Raw genomic sequence first — 21,248 nt, 5'->3', positions numbered from 1 at the left:
CCTCTCCCCTTCGCGGGGTTCCAAAGCCGTCCACACCCCCTATCCCTCGTCCCCGCAAGGAGAGGGACATATGACCAGCCATCCGGATCTCACCAGCGGACCCGTGCTCACGCGGCGCGAGGGCGATATCCTGTTCGTCACGCTGAACCGCCCGGATCAGCTGAACGCCATGGACAATGCGCTGGTCGAAACGCTGCGCCAGCTGTTCCTCGATCTGTACTGGCGGCGCGACGTGCGGGTGGTGGTGCTGACGGGCGCGGGCCGCGCCTTCTGCGCCGGGCTCGATCTGAAAAGCTTCAACGCGGGCGGCAGCAACGGCAGCACGGCAGACGGGTTGGATGGCCAGCGCCGCATCGCCGACATCGTCATCGCCATGCGCCGCTGCCCGCAGCCGATCATCGCGCTGGTGAACGGCCCGGCCTCCGGCGGCGGCTTTGCAGTCGTGCTGGCGTCAGACGTGCGCCTCGCCACCCCCACGGCGAAAATGAACGCCGCCTTCATCCGCATCGGCCTGTCCGCCTGCGACATCGGCGTGTCCTACTTCCTGCCGCGCATGGTCGGCTCGTCCGTCGCCGCCGAATATATGCTGACGGGCCGTTTCTTCACGCCGGAGCGGGCAGCGCAACTCGGCCTCGTCTCCGCCGTGCTCGATCCGTCAGACCTTGAAGCCCGGGGCCGCGCGCTGGCAGAGGAGATGCTGCACGCCAGCCCGCTGGGCCTGCGCCTCACCAAGGATGCGCTGAACCATTCAATAGATGCGGGCGGGCTGGAAGCGGTGATCGCCATGGAGGATCGCAACCAGGTCCTCACCGCCCGCGACGTGCATTTCGCAGAAGGCGTCCGCGCCTTTCTGGAAAAGCGCAAACCCGATTACAGCTAAAGCCGGTTTCCGCGCCCTCACCCCCCGGCGGCCGCCCCCAATTCCGCGTCGATAGCCTTTGCCCGCTGATAGGCCGGCCGCGCCCGCAGCCGTTGCAGATAGGCGGCCACCGGGGCGGACGGTTCCATCATGCCGAACATCGCCAGCCAGTCCATGGACAGCCCCGCATAGACATCGGCCGCCGAAAAGCGTTCGCCCGCAAGCCATTCGCCGCCCGAAACGGCGATATCCAGCGCCTGCATCACGTCCGCCCAACTGCCATAGCCGGCCATCACCTTCTGTTGGCCTTCGGTCTCCAGCTTGCGGGCGCGATCCAGCATCGCGCTTTCCACCGGCCCCGCCGCGAAGAACAGCCAGCGGTAATAGGCCGCCCTGTCCGGCAAGGCCGGGGCCAGCTGACTTTGCGGATAGGCATCGGCCAGATAGGCGCAGATGGCGGCGGCTTCCGTCACCACCCGCCCCTTGCCGTCCGCCCCCAGATGCCGGATCGCGGGGACCTTCCCCATGGGATTGATCGCCAGATAATCCGCCGACTTCATCGTGGTGCCATAATCCAGCAGCACCGTCTCATAAGGCTCGCCCAGTTCCTCCAGCATGAAGCGCACGATCTGCCCGCGCGACCTGGGATTGGTGTAGAAAATGATGTCCGCCATGCCCTCGCCTCTCTGCTTCAAAGCAAGAACATAGCAGGAACATCAGCGAGTCGCCAGCCGCCGGATCAGCTCCCGCGCAGGCGGTGGCGGTTTCTGCTCCACCCGCCGGTAATCGCTGCCGTCCGCCTGCCGCGTCAGCAGCCCCATCTCCACCATGTCCCGCCTCAGCAGCGCCGGATCGCCGAACAGGTGCATGGTGTTCAGCAGTTCGTTCACCCGCCGCTCGGCCATCACCTCGCCGCGCGGCAGCCGCGCCCACAGCGCCCACACGCACAGGATCTGCAGGCTGCGCTTCGCCGGAAAGCGCAGCAGCTGCCCGGCCGCGTCGAACTGGATGAAGGCCCGTTCCACCGGGCGCGGATCGAAACGCTCCTCCGCTGCCGCAGCCGCAACTTGCCGCCCGGCCCCTTCGGCGCGCAGATGCTGGAAGTTCCGATATCCCCCGGCCCGTGCCAGCATGTTCAGCAGGCTCAGGTGCGAAGGCGTGTCTTTCGCCGCCTGCAACTGCTTCCCCAACAGCCGCGCAAAGGCGGATATATCCTCGATTTCAAAGGCAATCGCGTGTTTCGGCATGGGTCTCTTCCCGTTCGTGCCATGTCCGGTTCGCGGGTCGCTGGCTTGACGACGGTGGCACGGGCGAACCCGATAAGCTGACCGTGGAAGAAGGCAGGTTTAGCTTCCCTTGAGGGGGACAGCGACGCCTCGGTGAACTGCCGACCGTGGACCTCGCCGTTAGCAGCCCGCGCACGCCCGCGCAACCGCAGGCAGTTCCAGCACCTCGCCCGCCGCCAGCGCCGGAAAGCGCGGCCCGGCCACCCCCGCCTTCGCCAGTTCCGCCGCCAGCGCCAGCTTCGGGGCTTCGCGCGCCTCGTCCGTCAGCTGGAAGGTGCCCCAGTGCAGCCCCAGCGCCTGCGCCGCGTCCAGATCGGCCATCGCCTTCACGGCCTCCGCCGGGTTCATATGCTGATCCGCCATGAACCAGCGCGGCTCGTAAGCCCCCACCGGCAGCAGCGCCAGCCGCACCGGCCCGTGCCGCCGCACCGCCCGGAACAGGTTGCCGTCGCCATAGCCGCTATCCCCCGCGAAATAGATCGAGCCGCCCGGCGCAAGGATCGTCCAGCCCGCCCAAAGCGCCCGGTTGCGATCCAGAATCCAGCGCGAGGTCCAATGCTCCACCGGCTCCGCCACCACAGACAGCGGGCCGACGCGCGCCACCCCGCCCCAATCCAGTTCCGTCGCCTCGATACCTTCCCCTGACAGCAGCCGCTTATGCCCCAGCGGCGTCAGGATCAGCGCCCTGTCCCGCTCCCACAGCCGCTTCAGCGTGGGCAGGTCCATATGATCCCAATGGCCGTGGCTCAGCAGCACAAGGTCGATCTTCGGCAAATCCTCGAAGCGGATTCCCGGCGCCGTCGCCCGCGCCGGGCCGATGCCGAAAATGGGCGTCGCCCGCTCCGCCCAGATCGGGTCGGTCAGGATGTTCAGCCCCTGCGTCTGCAGCAGCACACTGGCGTGGCCCACCATCGTCGCCACGATCTGCTCGCCCTCCACCCGCGCCACCGGGATCGCAGGCGTCACCGGCACATGTTCGGGCCATGGCGCGGGCTTGCGGCTCCACAGCCAGCGCAGCAATTCACCCGGCGGCTTGTCCCCCACCATGCGCCCGTCGGGCATGGTGAAACGCTCCCCGTTGAAATGATCCGAAACCGGAATGTCGGGCGGCCCCGGGTCCGCCGCGTGCACCAGCGCCACACCGCAAACCGCCAACAGCGCCAGCCCTGTCAGCAGGACATTGCGCCAGCGCATCAGCCCTAATCCGCCACTTCCACGATGGCCTCAATCTCCACCGGGATGTTCATCGGCAGGCTGGGCGCGCCCACCGCGCTGCGCGGGGCCTTGCCGCCCTCTCCGAAGGCCACCACCATCAGGTCGGAAAAGCCGTTCACCACGCGCGGATGCTGCGTGAAGTCCGGCGTGGAGTTCACGAACCCCAAGATGCGCACAAAGCGCTTCACCTTGGAAAGCTCGCCCACGCTCGCCTTGATGGTCGCCAGCATGCACAGCCCCACCTTCTGCGCAGAGGCATAGCCCTCGTCCACGCTCAGATTGCCGCCGACCTTGCCGTTCGCCTGCTCGCCGCACTGCCCATGGCCGGAGAGGAACAGCAGATTGCCCGTCCGCGCGGAAGTCACATAGGTCGCCACCGGCTTCACCGGCTCGGGCAGCACGAACCCCTTGGCCGCCAGCCGCTGCTCGGGCGTTTCCGCCAGCGCGGGGGCCGCCATCAACGCCACACCCACCAGCACCCAGTTCCGCAATCGCATCCGTCATTCTCCTGTCAGCCCGGCCAGCCTAAGCCAACGAAGCGGAAAAGCAAAAGGGCCGCGCAGCCATAGCCGCGCGGCCCTCCCTCGCTTCCTCTTGGAACTCGTGTCAGGCGGTCGCCAGCCCGCGCCGCCGCATCACCGCGCCGATCAGCCCGAAGCCAGTGATCAGCATCGCCCATGTCGCCGGTTCCGGCACTGCGCCCGATGCGCTCACGCTGGCGCTCACATCGTCCAGAAAGGCGGTGTTGTCGCTGGCGGAAAGGCCGTGGAAAATCAGGTTATAGCTGTTGCCCGCCGTCACGTTCGGCCCGCTCAGCGTGCGCAGGGTGAAATCCTGCCCGCTCTGGGTGGAAAATGTACCCAGCAGGCTGGTGTCCAGCCACACTTCATAGCTCTGGTCGCCCTTATAGCCGCCACCGAAAATGTCCGGACGCGAACCTTCCAGCCAGCTCAGCTGCAACGCGCCGCTCACATCGGCGGTGATGCTCTGCACCAGCCAGCCCTGCCCCTGCACAAAGCCATATTGCGCGCCGGAAAACCCCTGCGGCGGCGCCCAGCCGAACCATGGCGTCGCGGTGGTGCCGTTGATCAGGCCTGCGCCATAGAAGGTCCAGCCGGCCACGGCCCCTTCCGGATAGGCATAGCTGCCATGGCTGCCCGGCGCGGCATAGGTGCTCAGATCCTCGAACCCGCCATTGGTGATCAGCTCGGCAGCGTCTGCCGCGCCTGCCATGAATGTCGATGCCGCCAGCACGGCCACCGAAACCCGGATGAAATTGCGCATGTCACGACCCCTCGTGGTTGATCGCAACGCCTTACCGCAAAGCCCCGCATCCTGTTGTAAACAAGCGTTGCTGGCCCGTCACAGCCCCAGCCAGCCGCGCACGACATGCAGGTCGGGCGCGACGGCATAGGCCAGCGCGCGCATCTCGTCGGAGGCAGGCAGCAGGTCCGGCACCATCACCACCTTCGTACCCGCAGCCGCGGCGGATCGCACGCCACTGTGCGAATCCTCCAGCGCCAGAATCTCGCCGGGCGCAAAGCCCAGCCGCTTCGCCGCCAGCCGATAAGGCTCCGGGTCGGGCTTGGCGTTCGTCACATCGTCGCGCGTCACCAGCGCGTCCAGCCATGGCAGGATACCCGCCTGCGCCAGATGCGGCTCCGCCTGCGCCCGCCAGCTGGAGGTGGCAACCGCCATCGGCAGCCCGGCCGCCTTCACCGCCTCCACCATCTCCCGCGCGCCGGGGCGCATCGGCATGCCCTGCTTCACCCGCTCCCGCACGCGGGCGCGATAGGCCGGGCGGAAATCGTCATAATCGAAATCCGCGCCGAACACCTCGGCCAGCCGTTTGCGCGTGCCCGTTTCATCCACCCCCACCAGCCCAAGGAACAGTTCGTCCGGAAACGACAGCCCGCGCGCGGCGGCTTCCTGCTCCATGGCGATCCGGGTCAGCCGTTCGGTATCCAGCAGCAGCCCGTCCATGTCGAAGATCACCGCCTTCGGGGCGAAATCCAACATGTCAGGCCGGTTCCGCCTGCTTCTCCGCGATCTTCTTCGCCCAGATGGCAGGGCCAGTGTTGTGCACGCTCTCGCCCGTCGAATCGACGGCCACCGTCACCGGCATGTCGCGCACCTCGAACTCGTAAATGGCCTCCATGCCAAGGTCTTCGAAGGCCAGCACCTTCGATGCCTTGATAGCGCGCGCCACCAGATAGGCCGCGCCCCCCACCGCCATCAGATAGGCGGCCTTGTGCTTGGCAATCGCCTCGATCCCCGCAGGTCCGCGCTCGGCCTTGCCGACCATGGCGATGAGGCCGGTTTTCGCCAGCATCGTCTCGGTGAACTTGTCCATCCGCGTGGCGGTGGTCGGCCCGGCCGGCCCCACCACCTCGTCGCGCACCGGGTCCACCGGGCCGACGTAGTAGATCACCCGGTTGGTGAAATCGACGGGCAGCGTCTCGCCGTTGGCCAGCATGTCCGTCATGCGCTTGTGCGCGGCGTCGCGCCCCGTCAGCATCTTGCCATTCAGCAGCAGCCGGTCGCCCGGCTTCCAGCTGGCGACGATCTCCGGCGTCAGCGAATCCAGATCGACGCGGATGGCTTCGGGCGAAGGCTTCCAGTCCACCTTCGGCCATTTGGAAAGGTCTGGCGCGGGCAGATAGGCCGGGCCAGAGCCATCCAGATGCACATGCGCATGCCGTGTCGCCGCGCAATTGGGGATCATCGCCACCGGCTTCGAAGCGGCATGGGTGGGATATTCCAGAATCTTCACGTCCAAAATGGTGGAAAGCCCACCCAGCCCCTGCGCGCCGATTCCCAGCGCGTTCACCGCGTCATAAATCTGGATGCGCAGCTCCTCCGTCCGGGTTTGCGGCCCCCGCGCCTTCAGCACGGCCATGTCAATCGGCCCCATCAGCGATTCCTTGGCCATCACCATCGCCTTTTCGGCGGTGCCGCCAATGCCGATTCCCAACATGCCGGGCGGGCACCAGCCAGCCCCCATCAGCGGCACCGTCTTCACCACCCAATCCAGAATCGAATCGCTGGGGTTCAGCATCACGAACTTGGACTTGTTCTCAGACCCGCCGCCCTTGGCCGCCAGCGCGATTTCTAGGGTGGCGCCCGGCACCATTTCCACATGGATCACCGCAGGCGTATTATCCCGCGTGTTCACCCGCCCGAAGGCCGGATCGGCGACGATAGAGGCACGCAACTTATTGTCCGGGTTGCCATAGCCGCGCCGCACACCTTCGTTGATCATCTGGTCCAGCGTCATCGTGCCGTCCCACTGCACGCCCATGCCCACCTTCACGAACACGGCAACGATTCCGGTATCCTGGCAGATCGGCCGATGCCCTTCGGCACACATGCGGCTGTTCGTGAGGATTTGCGCGATGGCGTCTTTCGCGGCCGGGGATTCCTCCAGAGCATAGGCGTTGCCCAGCGCCTCGATATAATCCAGCGGGTGGAAATAGCTGATATGCTGCAGCGCGTCCGCCACACTTTCGATCACATCTTCAGCCCGGATCAGCGCCATCGTCGGTATCTCCTGAATGTGACACGCGCCTTAGCCCCGTGCCATGCCCAAAGCCAAGCCCGCCGAAAGCTGTGTATGGTTCGGGGGAGAACGCCAGTGAACGCGCAAATGCACTGGTGCGCCGCGTCGCTTCCCCGCAAGAGACGGCAACAGGCCTGTCAATGCCCTGAACTGCCCTGAACCGAAAATAAACGGGCTTGCAACGTCGCAGGGATTTGGCACTATCCCTTGTGTGGGGGATGGTCAGCATACCCCCAGAACTTGTGCCGGTTCGGCTCAATCCATGGCGCGACCAACGCTGCCGGGGCTGCAGAATCGGGCAGGAAAGCCTATATTGGCAGGCCGGGAACTCACCCTTCCCAGCCCGCCGCAAAAGACGAGACTAGAGGGGACGACCATGGACTTTCAGCGCAGCGAAACGCCTCCCGAAGGCGATGTCGCAGCCACCAGTAAACCGGACAGCCATGCCATTTACGGCCCGCGCTTCCCGGTCACCACCGATCCGTCGCGCGATTCCCTGCTTACCGCCTTCGGCATCGAAACGCTGAAGGATCGCTACCTGCTGCCCGGCGAAACCTGTCAGGATCTGTTCGCCCGCGTCGCTGCTGCCTACGCCGATGACGCCGGCCACGCCCAGCGGCTGTATGATTATATCTCCAACCTCTGGTTCATGCCCGCCACCCCCGTCCTCTCCAACGGCGGCACCGGGCGCGGCCTGCCGATCAGCTGCTACCTGAACTCCGTGTCAGACAGCCTCGAAGGCATCGTCAACACCTGGAACGAGAATGTGTGGCTGGCAGCCCGCGGCGGCGGCATCGGCACCTATTGGGGCCATGTGCGCGGTATCGGCGAACCCGTCGGCCTAAACGGCAAGACCTCTGGCATCATCCCCTTCGTCCGCGTGATGGATTCGCTCACGCTCGCCATCAGCCAAGGCAGCCTGCGCCGTGGCTCGGCCGCCGTCTATCTGGACATCAACCACCCCGAGATCGAGGAATTCCTCGAAATCCGCAAACCCTCGGGCGATTTCAACCGCAAGGCGCTGAACCTGCACCATGGCGTGCTCATCACCGACGCCTTTATGGAAGCGGTGCGCAGCGGCACCGAATTCGATCTCGTCTCCCCCAAAACCGGGGAGAAGCGCGGGGCCGTCGATGCCCGCGCCCTGTTCCAGAAGCTGGTCGAAACCCGCCTGCAAACCGGCGAGCCCTACATCGTCTTCATCGATCATGTGAACAACAACATGCCAAAGCACCACCGGGAGCTTGGCCTGAAGGTCTCCACCTCCAACCTCTGCTCGGAAATCACCCTGCCCACCGGCACGGATCATCTGGGCAATGATCGCACCGCCGTCTGCTGCCTCTCCAGCCTCAACTTCGAAACCTGGGACCAGTGGAGCAAGGACACCCGCTTCATCGAGGATGTGATGCGCTTCCTCGACAATGTCCTGCAGGATTATATCGACCGCGCCGCCCCGGAAATGGCCCGCGCCAAATACAGCTGCGAACGCGAACGCTCGGTGGGCCTGGGCGTCATGGGCCTGCACAGCTTCTATCAGGCGCGCAACATCCCCTTCGAATCCGCCAGCGCCAAGGCGTGGAACAACAAGATGTTCCGCCACATCCGCTCCAAGGTGGATGAAGCCTCCATGCTGCTCGCCGCCGAACGCGGCCCCTGTCCCGATGCCGCAGACCGCGGCGTGATGGAGCGTTTCTCCTGCAAGATGGCGATCGCCCCCACCGCCAGCATCAGCATCATCTGCGGCGGCACCAGCGCCTGCATCGAGCCGATTCCGGCCAACATCTACACCCACAAAACGCTCTCCGGCAGCTTCGTGGTCAGGAACCCGTTCCTCGAAAAGCTGCTGATCGAAAAGGCGAAAAACTCCGACGCGGTGTGGAACTCCATCCTTGAACAGGGCGGCTCGGTCCAGCACCTCGATTTCCTCGATGCGGATGAAAAAGCGACCTACAAAACCGCCTTCGAAATCGACCAGCGCTGGCTCCTCGAACTCGCCGGAGACCGCACGCCCTACATCGATCAGGCGCAATCGCTGAACCTGTTCATCCCCGCCGACGTGGAAAAATGGGACCTCCTCATGCTCCACTTCCGCGCATGGGAACTGGGCATCAAATCGCTCTACTACCTCCGCTCCAAGTCCATCCAGCGCGCAGGCTTCGCAGGCGCGGTGGACAGCGACAACACCCCCGAACTGCGCCAGATCGAAGTCGAACTGCGCGATTATGACGAGTGCCTGGCCTGCCAATGACGGCCGTGGCGGGGCGGGATGAACGCAGGGGCGCTGCCCCTGCACCCCGGCAGGGAGATGATCTCCCTGCACCCACAAACTTGTCGTCTCCCTCCCCCCGCCGGGGGGAGGGTCGGGGAGGGGGGGCGACCTCTCCGCTCGCACGCCCCACATCCGCTGCGGGCACGACGGCCCAAATTCTGCCTGCGGCGCTTCGGACGCGAAAATCGCGCATCGTTCGAGACATCGCCTTACTGACGCTCGCCGCGTTCACAGTCGCAGCCGTCACACAAACCCTCCCCGCCAGCCCGACATCCGCGTGGGAGCCTCGCCAATGACGCCCCCACCCCGCCGCACCCACCAAATCCTCCCCGCCAGCCCGACATCCGCGTGGGAGCCTCGCCAATGACGCCCCCACCCCGCCGCACCCACCAAATCCTCCCCACAGCCACCCTCCTCAGGCTGTCGCGCCAGCGCAAACTGAAGGGGGTGAAGGGGCGTCACGCCCCTTCCCGCCGGAGGCTATCTGTTCTATATTCGTTCTCAAATTCCCAAGGATAATCGGCCATGCCCCTTCTCGAAGCCTCCCGCGTCTACAAGCCCTTCGAATATCCGTGGGCGTATGAATTCTGGAAGCGCCAGCAACAGCTGCACTGGCTGCCGGAGGAAGTGCCGCTGGGCGAAGATTGCCGCGATTGGGCGCAAAAGCTCGCCCCGCATGAGCGCAACCTGCTCACGCAGATTTTCCGCTTCTTCACGCAGGCCGATGTGGAGGTGCAGGATTGCTACCACGAAAAATACGGCCGGGTGTTCAAGCCCACCGAAATCAAGATGATGCTGACGTCGTTCAGCAACATGGAAACGGTGCACATCGCGGCTTATTCGCACCTGCTGGATACCATCGGCATGGCCGAGAGCGAGTATTCGGCCTTCCTCAGCTACAAGGAAATGCGCGACAAGCATGATTATCTCGCCACTTTCGGGGTGGAGAGCGATCAGGACATCGCCCGCACGCTCGCCATGTTCGGTGGATTCACCGAAGGGCTGCAACTGTTCGCCAGCTTCGCGATGCTGATGAACTTCCCACGCTTCAACAAGATGAAGGGCATGGGCCAGATCGTCAGCTGGTCCGTGCGCGATGAATCGCTGCACTGCGAAGGCATCACCCGCCTGTTCCACGCCTTCTGCGCCGAACGGCAATGCCTCACCAAGTCGGTGCGGGATGACATCACCGATATCTGCCAGAAGACGGTGCGTCTGGAAGACGCCTTCATCGATCTCGCCTTCGAAATGGGCCCGGTGCCCGGCATGTCCGCCATCGAGATCAAGCGCTACATCCGCTTCATCGCAGACTGGCGCCTGAAGCAGCTGGGCCTGCAACCCATCTACCTCATCGACGAGCACCCCCTCCCCTGGCTGCAACCACTGCTGAACGGCGTGGAGCACGCCAACTTCTTCGAAACCCGCGCAACGGAATATTCCAAGGCCGCCACCAAGGGCAATTGGAACGAAGTCTGGGACAAGTTCGACCTCCGGCAAGAGGCGAAGGTGCCTGCGGTTGCGAACGATGCCGAAGGCGAAGCGGATTTGCTGGGCGGGGTTGGGGCGGCTGAGTGAGTCGCTACAGCAGTTCGGGCGCTTACAGCGTTCGAGTACTAGCAAATTGGATTTTGGATTATGCGGAATCCGAAGGTCACACCGTCTCAAATATGGCGCTTAATAAATTAGTGTATTTTGCGTACGAATGCGCATTGGTTAAATATAATCGTAAGCTCACCAATGCTAAAATAGAAGCCTGGGATCACGGGCCAGTATTCCGGGAAATATATCACGACTTTAAAAAATTTGGCTCCACTCCAATTAATGATCGCGCGAAAATATACGACCCAGTATCCGATACAGTAAAAATAGCGAATGCAGAGATAGACCCACACGATGAAGGTATTATTGCCGAAGCCATTCGGGGTCTGTTGCAGCTTCCAGCCTCCACGCTACGAGAAATTTCTCATGCTCAGGGAGGGCCATGGGATTTGACTTGGAATCACGCTGGAGATGTAAACCCCGGAATGCAAATTAGCGACGATCTAATTGTGAAATGTCATATTGCAGGAGTTAAGATGTGAGCAATGTTCCTCCCCAAATTCTTAAGCTCCGCAAGCCTCCGGCAGTGCACAATTGGGTCCGAAGTATTAGCAAGAGGAAAGACCAAATCGCTAAGGAGTTATTCGACTTAGCCATGTTCGGTCCGAGGCACTCTCTACAACTCGTCACAGATGTATTGCGCCAAGTAGTGGTTGACGGTATCGACGATATGACAGCGAAAGGCTGCATATCGAACATAAGAAGCCCACTCGTTCGACGCCTCGGCCATGAAATCATCGAAGCAGCACTTCCCTACATTAGGCAGAAAGACTGGCGAGGAGTTCAAGTTTTTGACGGGACCGTTGAGTACTATCCAGTTTCCGCAAACGTCTCCGTTCCGATACGCCCATCATTTGTGATTAATGACAATGGAAAATTGAAAATTTATTTCATAATTTGCTGGGCTCGATTTTCACTCGATCTTTACCAAAGACGTATAATTGCAACCCTGATTACAGAGGCCCTTTTGTCTCGTGAAGAATTTCAAAGTGCCGAAGTTAAAATATTATGCATACCACGCCATAAATTCTCTAAATCTGAACGAGATATTTTTGAATTGAGCATTTCATCTTACGAACTTCTATCGGAAAAGGAGAAAACTCAGCTCTTTGAACGCTATGGAGCAGCGCTCACTGACGCCGAAAAGAAGATATTAGAGGCTCTTGGATGACTACTGCCGGGGAGTTCCGGGGACGCCATCGGGGAGTTCCGGGGGAGTTCCGGGCACACCATACCAAATTCCCCAACAAACGCGGCCGACGGCAAAGCCGCCGAGTCCGCTGAAAGAACCAGAACGAACAAGAAAGATTGCGGGCAAAGCCCGCTCGTCGGACGGGTTCGGTGGCGGTCGCCACCGCCCCGCCGTCCGTGCCTTCGGCGAGTCCGAAGGTTAGCGCTGCGCGCTAACTTCGGCCGCCTTCGGCAAACGCCATCTGCCGAACAACGCTGGCCCTGCCCCGCACGCTCTGGCAGATTGGCGGCATGACCAAGCCGCTCCTCATCCTCCTCGCCGCCGCCCTCCCGCTTGCCGCCTGCGGCTCCCGGGAAACGGAAGTCGTGCGCGAAACCACCACTGTCTCCACCAAGGCGGATGGCACGCCCGATGTCCGCTCCGCGGAATCCGTCGTCGTGAAAGCCGATGGGAAGAGCGGCGAACTCTCCGTCGATCTGCCCAATGGCGGCGGCGCCAGCATCCGCCTTCCGGCCGATGTCGCCGGTAAGATCAGCGAAAACACCCGGTTCGATCTGGACGGCGTCGGCCTCTATCCCGGCTCAAAGGTCGGCCAGATCGCCTCGGCCTCGGCGCAGAAGGATGGCGTGAAAACCTCGAAGGTCGATGTCGCCTTCACTGCGCCCGCCGCGCCGGACGTGGTCGCCAACTGGTATCTCGCCCAGTTCAGGGAAAAGGGCCACAGCGCCACGCGCACCGGCAACCAGATCACGGGCAGCACCAACGATGGCGACAGCTTCACCCTCGATCTCGCCGCCGATGGCAAAGGCAGCAAGGGCAATCTGAAGATCGTGGAGGAAAAGAAAGCCTGAACTCAGAGCCGGTTTTCAGGCTTCCCCGGCAATCGCCGCCAGCTGCTTGCGCACCCCGGTCAACCACTCGCGCAGCGTCTTGATCCAGCTTTGCAGCTTCTTCAGCAGATCCCCCGATGTCAGCGTCGCCCCGCGCAGATCGGCGACGATCACATAACGGTCCAGCTGCTCCAGCAGACTGTCCAGCAACTCCACCTGCCGGGAGGCCGCCCACAAGCCGGAATCCTCGAACCCGTTATCCCGCAGCGTTTCCAGCGCAGACTGGATATGCGCCGCCAGCCGCAACAGCCGGGCCTGCACGCCATCCACATCCTCATACAGCCCATATTGCCCGGAAAGCCCCTGAAAGCTTTCCAGCTCCACGGTTAACACCTTCTGCAACACCCGGGAAAATCCGACGAAATCCGCCGCCACCACTTCAAGCGCCCGCACAGTGTCATTGCTCATTGCATGGTCTCCATCAGCCCATGCCTAGCCGAACTTCGCTCAGGCCGAAACGGATTCCGGCAACACGCGCAGCACAACGATTCCGTCGCCGTCCAGCTCGTAATAGATCACATGCTTGCGGAACGGCTGGCTGCGGGTGCGATCGTCGATGGAAGGTTCGGCGCGCCCGTTCATCGGGTAGCGTGCCAGCTGCTCCAGCGTGTCTTTCAGCGCCTCGCAATAGCTGCGCGCGGCATCTTCCCCGAAGAAGCGGAATTCATGCGCCACCTGCGCGAAAATCTCGGACAGATCCTTCTCTGCCCGAATGGTGAGCTTCAGTACGCTCATGCCGCGCGAGACTGTCGCGGCAGAAGGGCGCGAGCCAATATTCCGTCGATGGAAACATAGGAGGATCCGCTGGCCCGGCCCTCGGCAATCGCCTCCCGCAGCTTTTCCCGCCCGGGGCGCGGCAATCCCGCCATCAACCGTGTCAGCAGGGATTCGGGGGCTTCCATGGAGATGCCGGAGGCGCGCGCCTCGGCAATCGCCTTGCGGCGAAGTGTCAGCCGATCATGGCGAATCCGGTCTTCCGCAACGAGTTGAGCGACATAGGCATCGACGTTCACAGCCCGGCCGTTGTCGACCTGCTGCTCCAACCATCCCGTCAGAAACTCCGGTAGCGGAAATTTGCCCATTGTCCGAACCCCTTGGGTCCCAATGTGAGGAAGCGACTCGCAAAGTCAACGCCAGGCTACGCGCAATTAACCACGTAATGCTGCAACGCGGTATGAACAGGAACTGCGGTAACCATCAATCTTTGGCAAGACTTGAACTTACGCTGAAGTCTCGCCACCCCGATTTCATGCGCAACCTGATCCTCGCCGCCCTGCTTCTTGCGGGCGATGTGACGACAGATGCAGCAGAGTCCGCCTACACCCGGCGATGCAACAGCAGCTGTGGGCGGCGATCCTGACCTTGCTGCACGCACAAATGAAGGCGAAGGGCCGCTGAGGCAGCCCTTCGCGACTTCCGATCAGGCGCTGTGCGCCTCCCGTCTCAATTGGTCAGGCGCTGTGCGCCTCCCGTCTCAATTGGTCAGGCGCTGTGCGCCTTCAGGGCCTCCACCAGCTTCGCTTCCTGTTCGTTGCTGAGCGAGGTGTTCAGCACGCGCGGGTGCCATGGCTGGATGGCGTCCACCACCTTGTCCATCGTCACTTCGCGCACCAGCACGAACAGGGCGGAGCTGTTGTTGGGGATGGTTTCCGCCAGCTTGCCGACGAATTCGTCATTCACGCCATAATCCATCAGGCTGCCCGAAAGCGCGCCCGCGCCCGCGCCGGTGGCCGCGCCAATGGCGAAGCCCGCCAGCGGGTTCAGGAAGATCAGCCCCACCAGCGTGCCCCAGAACGCGCCTGACAACCCGCCGGAGGCCGCCCCCAGCGCCGTGAGGTTCAGCGCCTGCTTGATGTGCACCTTGCCTTCGGAATCGCGCTCCACCACCACGGCGTCTTCCAGATCGATCAGATGTTCGGCCTTCAGCCCGCGCACCTTGTTCAGCACTTCGTCCGCGGCGGTAATGCCGTCGAAGCCGAGAACCACCAACTGTCCCATTATCCGTGCTCCTTCATATGGATCGCGAGGAGGGTTTAGCCGCGCTTCCTTCTGGTTTGATGACATGCCTCAAGGCCCGTAGCCCATTGCATGTAAAGGCGAACGGCCTCACCATAAGGGCAACGCAATTTCAATAAAGGGCGATGCACATGAACTGGCAGGTGCGGACGGTGCTGGCGGGCGTGCTGGCGGCCATCGGGCTTTACGTGACGTTCAATCCCGTTTCCGTGACGAGTCTGGTGGCCGGAATCGTGCCGTGGCTGCTGGTGGGCGCGGGGGCGATCTATCTGCTGGGTGTCGTGCTGCGCAAGCGGGTGCGGCCGCTCACCATGATCCTGCCGGGGCTGGTGGGGGTGTTCCTCGTCTATGCCGGGCTTTCGCTGAAGTTCGGCGATCCGCGCGCGGTGGGTCCGATCGGCCTGCCCTTCCTGTTCGCGCTGGTGCTGATCGGCGGCGGCCTGGCCAAGCTGCTCAGCGTGCCGGGCTTCAAGCAATCGCGCTATTTCCTGCTGTTCCTTGGCTCGGGGGCGATTTCCGTGGTGCTGGGCCTGATCACCCTGTTCAACTGGGCGGAGGTGTCCGCCGGATTCCTCGGCGTGGTGCTGGGGCTGGAACTGATCGCGGATGCCGCCTTCCTCGTGGCGCTGGCCTTGCGGGAGCGTGACAAGGAAGATGCGAAAGAGACGCTGGGCATCGCCAACAAATAGTCGACCTTATCTGTCGTCCTTGCCGCCGCGCCAGCCGCCCTCTGTCTTGCGGGCGGCGATCAGCAGGAAAACCGCCGTCAGGGCGAAGATCAGGCCGATGCGCGCGCCGTTTGGCTTCTCGCCCGGCAGGCTGATCCCCAGCAGCGCGGCGATATAGGCGGCCAGCAGCGCCCAGCCCTGCCAGCGGATCGGACGGCCCGATCCGATGCCGAAGCGCCGTGCGGCGAACCATGCCTCTTCATCATCGAGGCTGGGGCGGCGATTGTCAGTTCTGCCGGTGCGGTTGTTGCGGTTGCTGGCCATGGCGGGGGCTTTCAGGCTTGGGGGTCAGCCGTCTTTCGCGGGGCGGCCGCGGCGGACGGGGGTGGCGTCGGGCAGCTTCTGGCCCCGGCGGGCGAGGCCCTCGCGCAGCAGAATCTCGATCTCTGCGTTGACGGAGCGCAACTCCGCCGCGGCCAGCCGCTCGATTGCGCTGTGCAAGTCGGGCGACAGGCGCAGCAGCAGCGATTTCCTCTGATCGGCCACCGGGCGGGCTATTGATAGAGGGTGCCGGCGTTGAGGACGGGCTGCGCATTCTGATCGCCGCACAGCACCACCATCAGGTTGGAGACCATCGCCGCGCGGCGTTCATCGTCCAGCGTGACGACATCCTTTTCGCTGAGCTGGGCGAGCGCCATTTCCACCATGCCCACCGCGCCTTCGACCAGCGTCTTGCGGGCGGCGACCACGGCTTCGGCCTGCTGGCGGCGGAGCATCGCGCCCGCGATTTCCGGCGCATAGGCCAGATGGGTGAAGCCGCATTCGTCCACCGTGATCCCCGCCACGGCGAGGCGGTTCATCAGCTCGATGCGCAGTTCGGCACCCACCTGATCATGGTTGCCGCGCAGCGTGACTTCCAGATGTTCGAAATCGTCATAGGGATAGCGTGCGCCGATGGCGCGGATCGCGGCTTCGATCTGGGCGACGACGAATTCGCGGTAATCGTCCACATCGAACAGTGCCTGCGCGGTATCGGTGACACGCCAGACGACCTGCGCAGCCATCTCGATGGGGTTACCGCGCAGATCGTTCACCTTGATCTGCTGCGAAATCAGGTTGTTGGCGCGAACGCTGATCTTCTTGCGGGTGTTCCACGGCCATGTCCAGCGCAGGCCCTCGCCCCTGTCCGTGCCGCGATAGGCACCGAACAGCAGGATGGCGGCGGCCTGATTGGGCTGGATCATGTAGAAACCGGGCGCGACGAGCAAAGCCGCCAGCGCGGTGGGCAGGATCAGCACCGGGCTGCGCGAAAGCACCGCCAGAATCAGCAGCGCACAGCACAATGCCGCCAGCGCCAGCACGGCAAGGCCGTTGTAGCTGTGGGCGGGCACCTCCCGGCTGGCGGAGAGGATCGGAACAGGCGAATCAGGCATATGCGCTCCCTTAAACTGATATTAAATTGATATCAGATTTAAACCGAAGCGCAAGCTACCCTATCCGCGCGGGGCGAGGCTGGCGAAGCCCTGTGTGATCACCGCCCAGATCGCGCTGTTGCCCACCAGCAGCGGCAACAGGATCGCCGCCAGCGTGACGGCGGCACCCGCCTTTGTGGCCGGGTGGATGCGACCCAGCACCCGCCTGTCATGCAAAGCGAGCGCGCCGATAAACACGATCCATGTGAGAAGGCCGGGCGGAATCGCGACGAACACCGGCGGCGGACCGACCGCGCCCGGCGGCGGGGGCAGAGCCAGCTGAAACCAGCGGGCAACCGCTGCCTGCAGCATCGGCACGAAGCTGGCCAGCATCAGCCGCCGGTGGACATCGGGGTGGCGGACGTTGCGGATCGCCACGACGATCAGCCCCGCGAACGCCGATATCCCCAGCAAAGACACGCTGGAAAAGGCGCGCGCCTGCGGCTCCATGCCGATGCGGGCTGCGGCGACATAACTGGCCTCAACCGCCAGCAATACGGAGATGACCATGGTGGTCGCCAGCGCAATTCCCACCAGCCCCCATTGCCGGTGATCCGCCGTGCGGCCGCTGGCGACCAGCCAGCTTTGCCACAGGAACAACAGCGTCCAGCTGATGAAGATCGCTCCGTGCAGATGCAGGATGGGCGGGAAGCTGCGGCCGCTGATCATCGGCAGCCAGTAGGTGGGCATAAAGCCCGCAAGCGCGATCAGCAGCGCCAGCAGTGCCATTCGCACGAAAAAGCGGCTTCGAACCGGGGAGGCTGCGCGGGTGGCCATGGAGCGGAACTCCTTTGCGGATCAGGCAAGTGTGGAAACGGTCCGGTTGCACCAGAACAGCAGCAGCCATGCCAGCGGCAAGGCCCCGCCCACCAATATGGCTGGAAGCAGCATGTCGCCCAGCGGCTGCACCGCCAGCAGGCCCAGCATAAATGCGATCGCGGCCAGACCGATCAGCCGCGGCACGCCGCCACGCGCCTTCACCAGCGCCAGCCCGGCCAGCAAATAGGAAAACAGGCAGACCGTGACCATCGCGGTGGCCAGCAGGCCGAACTGGCTGGCGACATCCGGCGAGGCGGTGGCCAGCGCGATCACCGTGGCGATCAGCCCGATGCCGATGTTGGTGCCGCCGCGCGACATGCCGCTGCCGCTGCACTGGCGCTTCAGCACCAGCAGCGATTCGATGCTGCCCAGTTGCAGCGCGCCCAGCGTGCCCGCCGCCTTTGTCGCCCCGCACACGGCGATCAGAAGCGCCGCCACCGAGCCGAGGATGATGGCCGTCGCGTCCGCAAAAGGCGCGTGGGATTTCGCCAGCGTCGCGGCCGGGATCAGCCCGGAAATGACGGTGGTGGAGCCAACATAGACGATGGTGGCGAACAGGATTCCGGCGATGGTGGCAATCGGTACGGTGCGGCGCGGATTTTCCATCTGATCGCTGACGATGGAGGCGTTTTCGAGGCCCAGATAGGCCATGAACAGCAGCAGCGTGGCCTGCATCGCCGCCGAGGCGTTGGATTTGCCCGAGATATTCCAGCTGCTGCGGAAAATCTCCGCATCGAAATGCGCCCAGCCCAGCGTGGCGACGAGGGCCAGCGGGATCATCCCGACGACAAGGGTAAGGGAGGCGATGCGGGCGATACCGGCGGCCCCGCCCCAGGCGATGGCGACAATCAGCCAGACATAGCCGATGGTGACCCACTGCACCGCCTGCGGAGAACCGAGCGCGGGAAAGATGAAACCCGTATAACCGGCAGCGGCGACCGCCACCATCGGCAGGCTGAGCAGCAAGGAAAAGATATAGAGGATAGTGGCCACCATCCCGGCAGACGCGCCCAGCAGTTGCGCGATGGAATCGAGGTAGCAGCCCCCCGGCTCCAACCGCGCCAGCCCCGCAAGCGTCAGGCCCACAAGGATCGCCCCCATCGCCGCGACGATCCAGCCGATGATGGAGATACTGCCGATCGCGGCGGCACTGGCGGGCAGCATATAGATGCCCGAGCCGATCATGGTGGTGGCGACAAGGAATGTACCCGTAACGGGGCCGATCTTCCTGCCCTGCTCTGCCTGCATCCGCCCGACCCCCTTTGGCGAGAGACTATGAGATTGGCTGAAGATGGCAAGAGGGGTGCCGGAACAGACTTGCGGGGCATCCAAGGCGCGCTACGGTGCGGACATTCGAGGGAGGGGCACCACATGGAAAAGCTGACAACCATTTTGCAGAACCGGCGGCTGGTGGCGGCGTTCGTGTTGCTGGTGGTGCTGGGCACGCTGGCGCTGGATATCGCCGGGATGGTGCATCCCTGCCCCTATTGCCGGGTGCAGCGGTTCGCGCTGGGTGTGCTGGCGATCCTGTTGCTGCTGAAGGGCTATAACCGGCTGTTGCCGCGCTATATCGCCGCCGTGGCGGGGATGATGGGGCTGGTGGTTGGGCTCACCCAGAATTTCAACCATATCAAGAAGATGAACGCAGGCGAGTTCGACTGGTCTGCCGTGAGCATCGGCCATCCGTGGGTGCTGTCGGGCCTCGCGGTGCTGGCGCTGGTGTGGCAGCTGTTCCTGATTTTCGATGTGGACAGGGCTTCAGCCCGCAGGGCGTAACGTCAGCCGCGGGGATGGGCGCTTTTATACACGTCCAGCAGCCGTGCCGTGTCGATACTGGTGTAAATCTGCGTGCTGGATAGGCTGGCGTGGCCCAGCAATTCCTGAATGGTCCGCAAATCCGCGCCGCGCGCCAGCAAATGGGTGGCGAAGCTGTGGCGCAGCGCATGGGGGGTGGCGCTGTCCGGCAGGCCCAACGCCACGCGTGCCTTGCGCAGCGTGCCGCGCAACACGCCGGGGTCCAGCGGGCCGCCCCTCGCGCCACGGAACAGGGCGTGCTCGCGGGACGGGGCATAGGGGCAGAGCTTCAGATACTGGTCGATGGCGTCCCGCACGGGCGGAAGCAGCACGATCATGCGCGTTTTCCGCCCCTTGCCGGTCACGGGCAGGGTTTCGCCCAGCGGCAGGATTCCACCCGTCAGCGCCAGCGCCTCGCCGATGCGCAGGCCCGAGCCATAGAGCAGCAGCAGCACGGCGGTATCCCGCGCCTGCAGCCATGGCTCGTCATGAAATTCGCCGGTGGTTTCCGCCAGCGCTTTTGCATCCACGGGCGAAATGGGGCGCGGCAGGCCCTTTTTCACCTTCGGGCTGGCAACGCCTTCAAGGCCGCCGAGCCGGATGCCGTGCCTGTCCCGCAGATAGCCACCGAAGGTGCGGATCGCTGAGAGTTCGCGGGCGGCGGACGTGTTGGACAGCCCCTCCGCGCGGCGGGCGGCGAGGAAGGCGCGGATGTCTGCGGCTTCCAGCGACGCCAGCAGCGCCGCATCGGCCGGGCGGCCGTGCGTGTGGTTCAGATGGGCGAGGAACCGCTCCAGCGTGGCGCGATAGGCGCGCAACGTGTGGGCAGACAGGCGGCGCTCGTTGGCGAGGCTGGCGAGCCAGCCTTCCAAGAGAGCGCCCGCATCCATCAACGGTTCCTTGGCATCAGGCGATGGTCTCGCCGGTTTTCGCCCAGTCCGCGAGGAACTGCTCAAGGCCGCGCTCCGTCAGCGGGTGCTTCGCCAGCGCCTTCAGCACGGCGGGCGGGGCCGTCACCACGTCTGCGCCGATCTTCGCGGCCTGCAGGATGTGCACCGGGTGGCGCACCGAGGCGACGAGGATTTCCGTCTGATATTCGTAATTGTCGTAGATCAGGCGGATGTCCTCGATCAGGTCCATGCCGTCGAAGCCGATGTCATCGTGGCGGCCGACGAAGGGGGAGATGAAGGTAGCCCCGGCCTTGGCCGCCAGCAGCGCCTGCGTGGCGGAAAAGCACAGCGTGACGTTCACCTGCGTGCCTTCGGAGGTGAGGCGCTTGCAGGCCTTCAGGCCATCGAACGTCAGCGGCAGCTTCACGCAGACATTGGGGGCGAGATTGCGCACCACGTCCGCCTCTCGCAGCATACCGTCCAGATCGAGCGCGACGACTTCGGCGGACACCGGGCCATCGACCAGGCCACAGATTTCCTTCACCACTTCCAGGAATTTCCGGCCCGATTTGTGGATCAGGCTGGGGTTGGTGGTGACACCATCGAGCAGGCCGGTGGCTGCGAAATCGGCGATTTCGGCGACGTCGGCGGTGTCGACGAAGAATTTCATGGGGTGATCCTTGGCGCTAGAGGTTGAGGCTTCCAAAGCCCGAGGCTAGC

26 protein-coding genes are annotated in these 21,248 nt (G+C 63.8%); 8 read left to right on the top strand and 18 right to left on the bottom strand.

Going from position 1 to position 21,248, the window contains the following annotated elements; genetic code table 11:
• The first annotated feature begins 70 nt into the window (after positions 1 to 70).
• The gene (locus tag FJQ54_RS05135) at positions 71 to 880 is read left to right on the top strand and encodes an enoyl-CoA hydratase/isomerase family protein (RefSeq protein ID WP_140927342.1); all 810 of its coding nucleotides are present in this window, start codon (positions 71 to 73) and stop codon (positions 878 to 880) included.
• Between the two features lie 17 nt (positions 881 to 897).
• On the opposite strand, the gene FJQ54_RS05130 is transcribed toward FJQ54_RS05135, so the two are convergent.
• The 7 genes from FJQ54_RS05130 to FJQ54_RS05100 all read right to left on the bottom strand — a co-directional run bounded on the left by FJQ54_RS05130 (position 898) and on the right by FJQ54_RS05100 (position 6,898).
• Positions 898 to 1,533, bottom strand: a complete 636-nt coding sequence (locus tag FJQ54_RS05130; protein WP_140927341.1) for a glutathione S-transferase family protein — start codon at positions 1,531 to 1,533, stop codon at positions 898 to 900.
• A gap of 42 nt (positions 1,534 to 1,575) precedes the next feature.
• Positions 1,576 to 2,106: a DUF2087 domain-containing protein gene (locus tag FJQ54_RS05125; RefSeq protein WP_140927340.1), complete on the bottom strand. Its 531-nt coding sequence runs from the start codon at positions 2,104 to 2,106 to the stop codon at positions 1,576 to 1,578.
• 159 nt (positions 2,107 to 2,265) lie between these two features.
• Positions 2,266 to 3,339, bottom strand: coding sequence for an MBL fold metallo-hydrolase (locus FJQ54_RS05120; RefSeq protein WP_140927339.1), 1,074 nt, complete (start codon positions 3,337 to 3,339; stop codon positions 2,266 to 2,268).
• A 5-nt stretch (positions 3,340 to 3,344) separates the two neighbouring features.
• Positions 3,345 to 3,857: a RidA family protein gene (locus FJQ54_RS05115; RefSeq protein ID WP_140927338.1), complete on the bottom strand. Its 513-nt coding sequence runs from the start codon at positions 3,855 to 3,857 to the stop codon at positions 3,345 to 3,347.
• 109 nt (positions 3,858 to 3,966) lie between these two features.
• On the bottom strand, positions 3,967 to 4,644 hold the full coding sequence (locus tag FJQ54_RS05110; protein ID WP_235890320.1) for a PEPxxWA-CTERM sorting domain-containing protein: 678 nt from the start codon (positions 4,642 to 4,644) through the stop codon (positions 3,967 to 3,969).
• A gap of 78 nt (positions 4,645 to 4,722) precedes the next feature.
• A complete protein-coding gene (locus FJQ54_RS05105) occupies positions 4,723 to 5,379 on the bottom strand; it encodes an HAD family hydrolase (protein ID WP_140927337.1) in 657 nt (218 codons plus the stop codon).
• Between the two features lies 1 nt (position 5,380).
• Positions 5,381 to 6,898, bottom strand: coding sequence for a fumarate hydratase (locus tag FJQ54_RS05100; RefSeq protein ID WP_140927336.1), 1,518 nt, complete (start codon positions 6,896 to 6,898; stop codon positions 5,381 to 5,383).
• A 397-nt stretch (positions 6,899 to 7,295) separates the two neighbouring features.
• On the opposite strand from FJQ54_RS05100, the gene FJQ54_RS05095 reads away from it, so the two are divergent.
• The 5 genes from FJQ54_RS05095 to FJQ54_RS05075 all read left to right on the top strand — a co-directional run bounded on the left by FJQ54_RS05095 (position 7,296) and on the right by FJQ54_RS05075 (position 12,830).
• Entirely contained in the window at positions 7,296 to 9,167 is a 1,872-nt protein-coding gene (locus FJQ54_RS05095; RefSeq protein WP_140927335.1) for a ribonucleoside-diphosphate reductase subunit alpha, read from the top strand.
• A gap of 546 nt (positions 9,168 to 9,713) precedes the next feature.
• A complete protein-coding gene (locus FJQ54_RS05090; RefSeq protein WP_140927334.1) occupies positions 9,714 to 10,763 on the top strand; it encodes a ribonucleotide-diphosphate reductase subunit beta in 1,050 nt (349 codons plus the stop codon).
• Entirely contained in the window at positions 10,760 to 11,269 is a 510-nt protein-coding gene (locus tag FJQ54_RS05085) for a Panacea domain-containing protein (protein ID WP_140927333.1), read from the top strand. The genes FJQ54_RS05090 and FJQ54_RS05085 overlap by 4 nt, the downstream gene beginning before the upstream one ends.
• Entirely contained in the window at positions 11,266 to 11,958 is a 693-nt protein-coding gene (locus tag FJQ54_RS05080; protein WP_140927332.1) for a hypothetical protein, read from the top strand. The genes FJQ54_RS05085 and FJQ54_RS05080 overlap by 4 nt, the downstream gene beginning before the upstream one ends.
• Before the next feature lie 311 nt (positions 11,959 to 12,269).
• Positions 12,270 to 12,830 carry a hypothetical protein gene (locus FJQ54_RS05075; RefSeq protein ID WP_140927331.1) on the top strand — a complete coding sequence of 187 codons (561 nt, stop codon included), beginning with the start codon at positions 12,270 to 12,272 and terminating at the stop codon, positions 12,828 to 12,830.
• 15 nt (positions 12,831 to 12,845) lie between these two features.
• On the opposite strand, the gene FJQ54_RS05070 is transcribed toward FJQ54_RS05075, so the two are convergent.
• From FJQ54_RS05070 to FJQ54_RS05055, 4 genes are all read right to left on the bottom strand, one after another.
• Positions 12,846 to 13,277, bottom strand: a complete 432-nt coding sequence (locus tag FJQ54_RS05070) for a hypothetical protein (RefSeq protein ID WP_140927330.1) — start codon at positions 13,275 to 13,277, stop codon at positions 12,846 to 12,848.
• Positions 13,278 to 13,316: 39 nt separating this feature from the next.
• Positions 13,317 to 13,604: a type II toxin-antitoxin system RelE/ParE family toxin gene (locus FJQ54_RS05065; RefSeq protein WP_140927329.1), complete on the bottom strand. Its 288-nt coding sequence runs from the start codon at positions 13,602 to 13,604 to the stop codon at positions 13,317 to 13,319.
• Complete coding sequence (locus tag FJQ54_RS05060; protein ID WP_140927328.1) at positions 13,601 to 13,951, bottom strand: ribbon-helix-helix domain-containing protein; 351 nt, start codon at positions 13,949 to 13,951, stop codon at positions 13,601 to 13,603. The genes FJQ54_RS05065 and FJQ54_RS05060 overlap by 4 nt, the downstream gene beginning before the upstream one ends.
• A gap of 400 nt (positions 13,952 to 14,351) precedes the next feature.
• Positions 14,352 to 14,867, bottom strand: coding sequence for a DUF1269 domain-containing protein (locus FJQ54_RS05055; protein ID WP_140927327.1), 516 nt, complete (start codon positions 14,865 to 14,867; stop codon positions 14,352 to 14,354).
• A gap of 149 nt (positions 14,868 to 15,016) precedes the next feature.
• On the opposite strand from FJQ54_RS05055, the gene FJQ54_RS05050 reads away from it, so the two are divergent.
• Positions 15,017 to 15,574 carry a DUF308 domain-containing protein gene (locus tag FJQ54_RS05050; protein WP_140927326.1) on the top strand — a complete coding sequence of 186 codons (558 nt, stop codon included), beginning with the start codon at positions 15,017 to 15,019 and terminating at the stop codon, positions 15,572 to 15,574.
• 6 nt (positions 15,575 to 15,580) lie between these two features.
• Here FJQ54_RS05050 and FJQ54_RS05045 read toward each other — a convergent pair whose 3' ends face one another.
• Genes FJQ54_RS05045 through FJQ54_RS05025 form a run of 5 tightly spaced genes read right to left on the bottom strand, consistent with a single transcriptional unit; the run spans position 15,581 to position 19,092 of the window.
• Positions 15,581 to 15,877, bottom strand: a complete 297-nt coding sequence (locus FJQ54_RS05045; protein WP_140927325.1) for a hypothetical protein — start codon at positions 15,875 to 15,877, stop codon at positions 15,581 to 15,583.
• 24 nt (positions 15,878 to 15,901) lie between these two features.
• Positions 15,902 to 16,099, bottom strand: a complete 198-nt coding sequence (locus FJQ54_RS05040; RefSeq protein ID WP_207790367.1) for a toxin-antitoxin system HicB family antitoxin — start codon at positions 16,097 to 16,099, stop codon at positions 15,902 to 15,904.
• 8 nt (positions 16,100 to 16,107) lie between these two features.
• Positions 16,108 to 16,986 (bottom strand): SPFH domain-containing protein, encoded by an 879-nt coding sequence (locus FJQ54_RS05035; protein WP_140927323.1) that lies wholly within the window; start codon positions 16,984 to 16,986, stop codon positions 16,108 to 16,110.
• Positions 16,987 to 17,046: 60 nt separating this feature from the next.
• A complete protein-coding gene (locus FJQ54_RS05030) occupies positions 17,047 to 17,802 on the bottom strand; it encodes a hypothetical protein (protein ID WP_140927322.1) in 756 nt (251 codons plus the stop codon).
• A 21-nt stretch (positions 17,803 to 17,823) separates the two neighbouring features.
• Positions 17,824 to 19,092: an amino acid permease gene (locus tag FJQ54_RS05025; RefSeq protein ID WP_140927321.1), complete on the bottom strand. Its 1,269-nt coding sequence runs from the start codon at positions 19,090 to 19,092 to the stop codon at positions 17,824 to 17,826.
• A gap of 123 nt (positions 19,093 to 19,215) precedes the next feature.
• Between FJQ54_RS05025 and FJQ54_RS05020 the strand changes: the two genes are divergently transcribed.
• The gene (locus FJQ54_RS05020) at positions 19,216 to 19,620 is read left to right on the top strand and encodes a disulfide bond formation protein B (RefSeq protein WP_181159981.1); all 405 of its coding nucleotides are present in this window, start codon (positions 19,216 to 19,218) and stop codon (positions 19,618 to 19,620) included.
• A gap of 2 nt (positions 19,621 to 19,622) precedes the next feature.
• Here FJQ54_RS05020 and FJQ54_RS05015 read toward each other — a convergent pair whose 3' ends face one another.
• Both FJQ54_RS05015 and fsa read right to left on the bottom strand, forming a co-directional pair.
• Positions 19,623 to 20,528, bottom strand: coding sequence for a tyrosine recombinase XerC (locus FJQ54_RS05015; protein ID WP_140927319.1), 906 nt, complete (start codon positions 20,526 to 20,528; stop codon positions 19,623 to 19,625).
• Positions 20,529 to 20,544: 16 nt separating this feature from the next.
• Positions 20,545 to 21,198, bottom strand: a complete 654-nt coding sequence (gene fsa, locus FJQ54_RS05010) for a fructose-6-phosphate aldolase (protein ID WP_140927318.1) — start codon at positions 21,196 to 21,198, stop codon at positions 20,545 to 20,547.
• Between the last annotated feature and the right edge of the window lie 50 nt (positions 21,199 to 21,248).

The organism is Sandaracinobacter neustonicus, from assembly GCF_006385875.1.
GTDB classification, from domain to species: Bacteria; Pseudomonadota; Alphaproteobacteria; order Sphingomonadales; family Sphingomonadaceae; genus Sandaracinobacteroides; species Sandaracinobacteroides neustonicus.
This window is presented reverse-complemented; position numbering and strand designations above follow the sequence as displayed.

Coding starts and splice junctions, on each gene's coding strand:
- fsa (WP_140927318.1), bottom strand. CDS start 21,198: ATGAAATTCTTCGTCGACACCGCCGACGTCGCCGAAATCGCCGATTTC.
- FJQ54_RS05050 (WP_140927326.1), top strand. CDS start 15,017: ATGAACTGGCAGGTGCGGACGGTGCTGGCGGGCGTGCTGGCGGCCATC.
- FJQ54_RS05100 (WP_140927336.1), bottom strand. CDS start 6,898: ATGGCGCTGATCCGGGCTGAAGATGTGATCGAAAGTGTGGCGGACGCG.
- FJQ54_RS05045 (WP_140927325.1), bottom strand. CDS start 15,877: ATGGCCAGCAACCGCAACAACCGCACCGGCAGAACTGACAATCGCCGC.
- FJQ54_RS05120 (WP_140927339.1), bottom strand. CDS start 3,339: ATGCGCTGGCGCAATGTCCTGCTGACAGGGCTGGCGCTGTTGGCGGTT.
- FJQ54_RS05095 (WP_140927335.1), top strand. CDS start 7,296: ATGGACTTTCAGCGCAGCGAAACGCCTCCCGAAGGCGATGTCGCAGCC.
- FJQ54_RS05105 (WP_140927337.1), bottom strand. CDS start 5,379: ATGTTGGATTTCGCCCCGAAGGCGGTGATCTTCGACATGGACGGGCTG.
- FJQ54_RS05035 (WP_140927323.1), bottom strand. CDS start 16,986: ATGCCTGATTCGCCTGTTCCGATCCTCTCCGCCAGCCGGGAGGTGCCC.
- FJQ54_RS05015 (WP_140927319.1), bottom strand. CDS start 20,528: ATGGATGCGGGCGCTCTCTTGGAAGGCTGGCTCGCCAGCCTCGCCAAC.
- FJQ54_RS05060 (WP_140927328.1), bottom strand. CDS start 13,951: ATGGGCAAATTTCCGCTACCGGAGTTTCTGACGGGATGGTTGGAGCAG.
- FJQ54_RS05030 (WP_140927322.1), bottom strand. CDS start 17,802: ATGGCCACCCGCGCAGCCTCCCCGGTTCGAAGCCGCTTTTTCGTGCGA.
- FJQ54_RS05055 (WP_140927327.1), bottom strand. CDS start 14,867: ATGGGACAGTTGGTGGTTCTCGGCTTCGACGGCATTACCGCCGCGGAC.
- FJQ54_RS05090 (WP_140927334.1), top strand. CDS start 9,714: ATGCCCCTTCTCGAAGCCTCCCGCGTCTACAAGCCCTTCGAATATCCG.
- FJQ54_RS05110 (WP_235890320.1), bottom strand. CDS start 4,644: ATGCGCAATTTCATCCGGGTTTCGGTGGCCGTGCTGGCGGCATCGACA.
- FJQ54_RS05025 (WP_140927321.1), bottom strand. CDS start 19,092: ATGCAGGCAGAGCAGGGCAGGAAGATCGGCCCCGTTACGGGTACATTC.
- FJQ54_RS05065 (WP_140927329.1), bottom strand. CDS start 13,604: ATGAGCGTACTGAAGCTCACCATTCGGGCAGAGAAGGATCTGTCCGAG.
- FJQ54_RS05135 (WP_140927342.1), top strand. CDS start 71: ATGACCAGCCATCCGGATCTCACCAGCGGACCCGTGCTCACGCGGCGC.
- FJQ54_RS05125 (WP_140927340.1), bottom strand. CDS start 2,106: ATGCCGAAACACGCGATTGCCTTTGAAATCGAGGATATATCCGCCTTT.
- FJQ54_RS05115 (WP_140927338.1), bottom strand. CDS start 3,857: ATGCGATTGCGGAACTGGGTGCTGGTGGGTGTGGCGTTGATGGCGGCC.
- FJQ54_RS05070 (WP_140927330.1), bottom strand. CDS start 13,277: ATGAGCAATGACACTGTGCGGGCGCTTGAAGTGGTGGCGGCGGATTTC.
- FJQ54_RS05020 (WP_181159981.1), top strand. CDS start 19,216: ATGGAAAAGCTGACAACCATTTTGCAGAACCGGCGGCTGGTGGCGGCG.
- FJQ54_RS05075 (WP_140927331.1), top strand. CDS start 12,270: ATGACCAAGCCGCTCCTCATCCTCCTCGCCGCCGCCCTCCCGCTTGCC.
- FJQ54_RS05130 (WP_140927341.1), bottom strand. CDS start 1,533: ATGGCGGACATCATTTTCTACACCAATCCCAGGTCGCGCGGGCAGATC.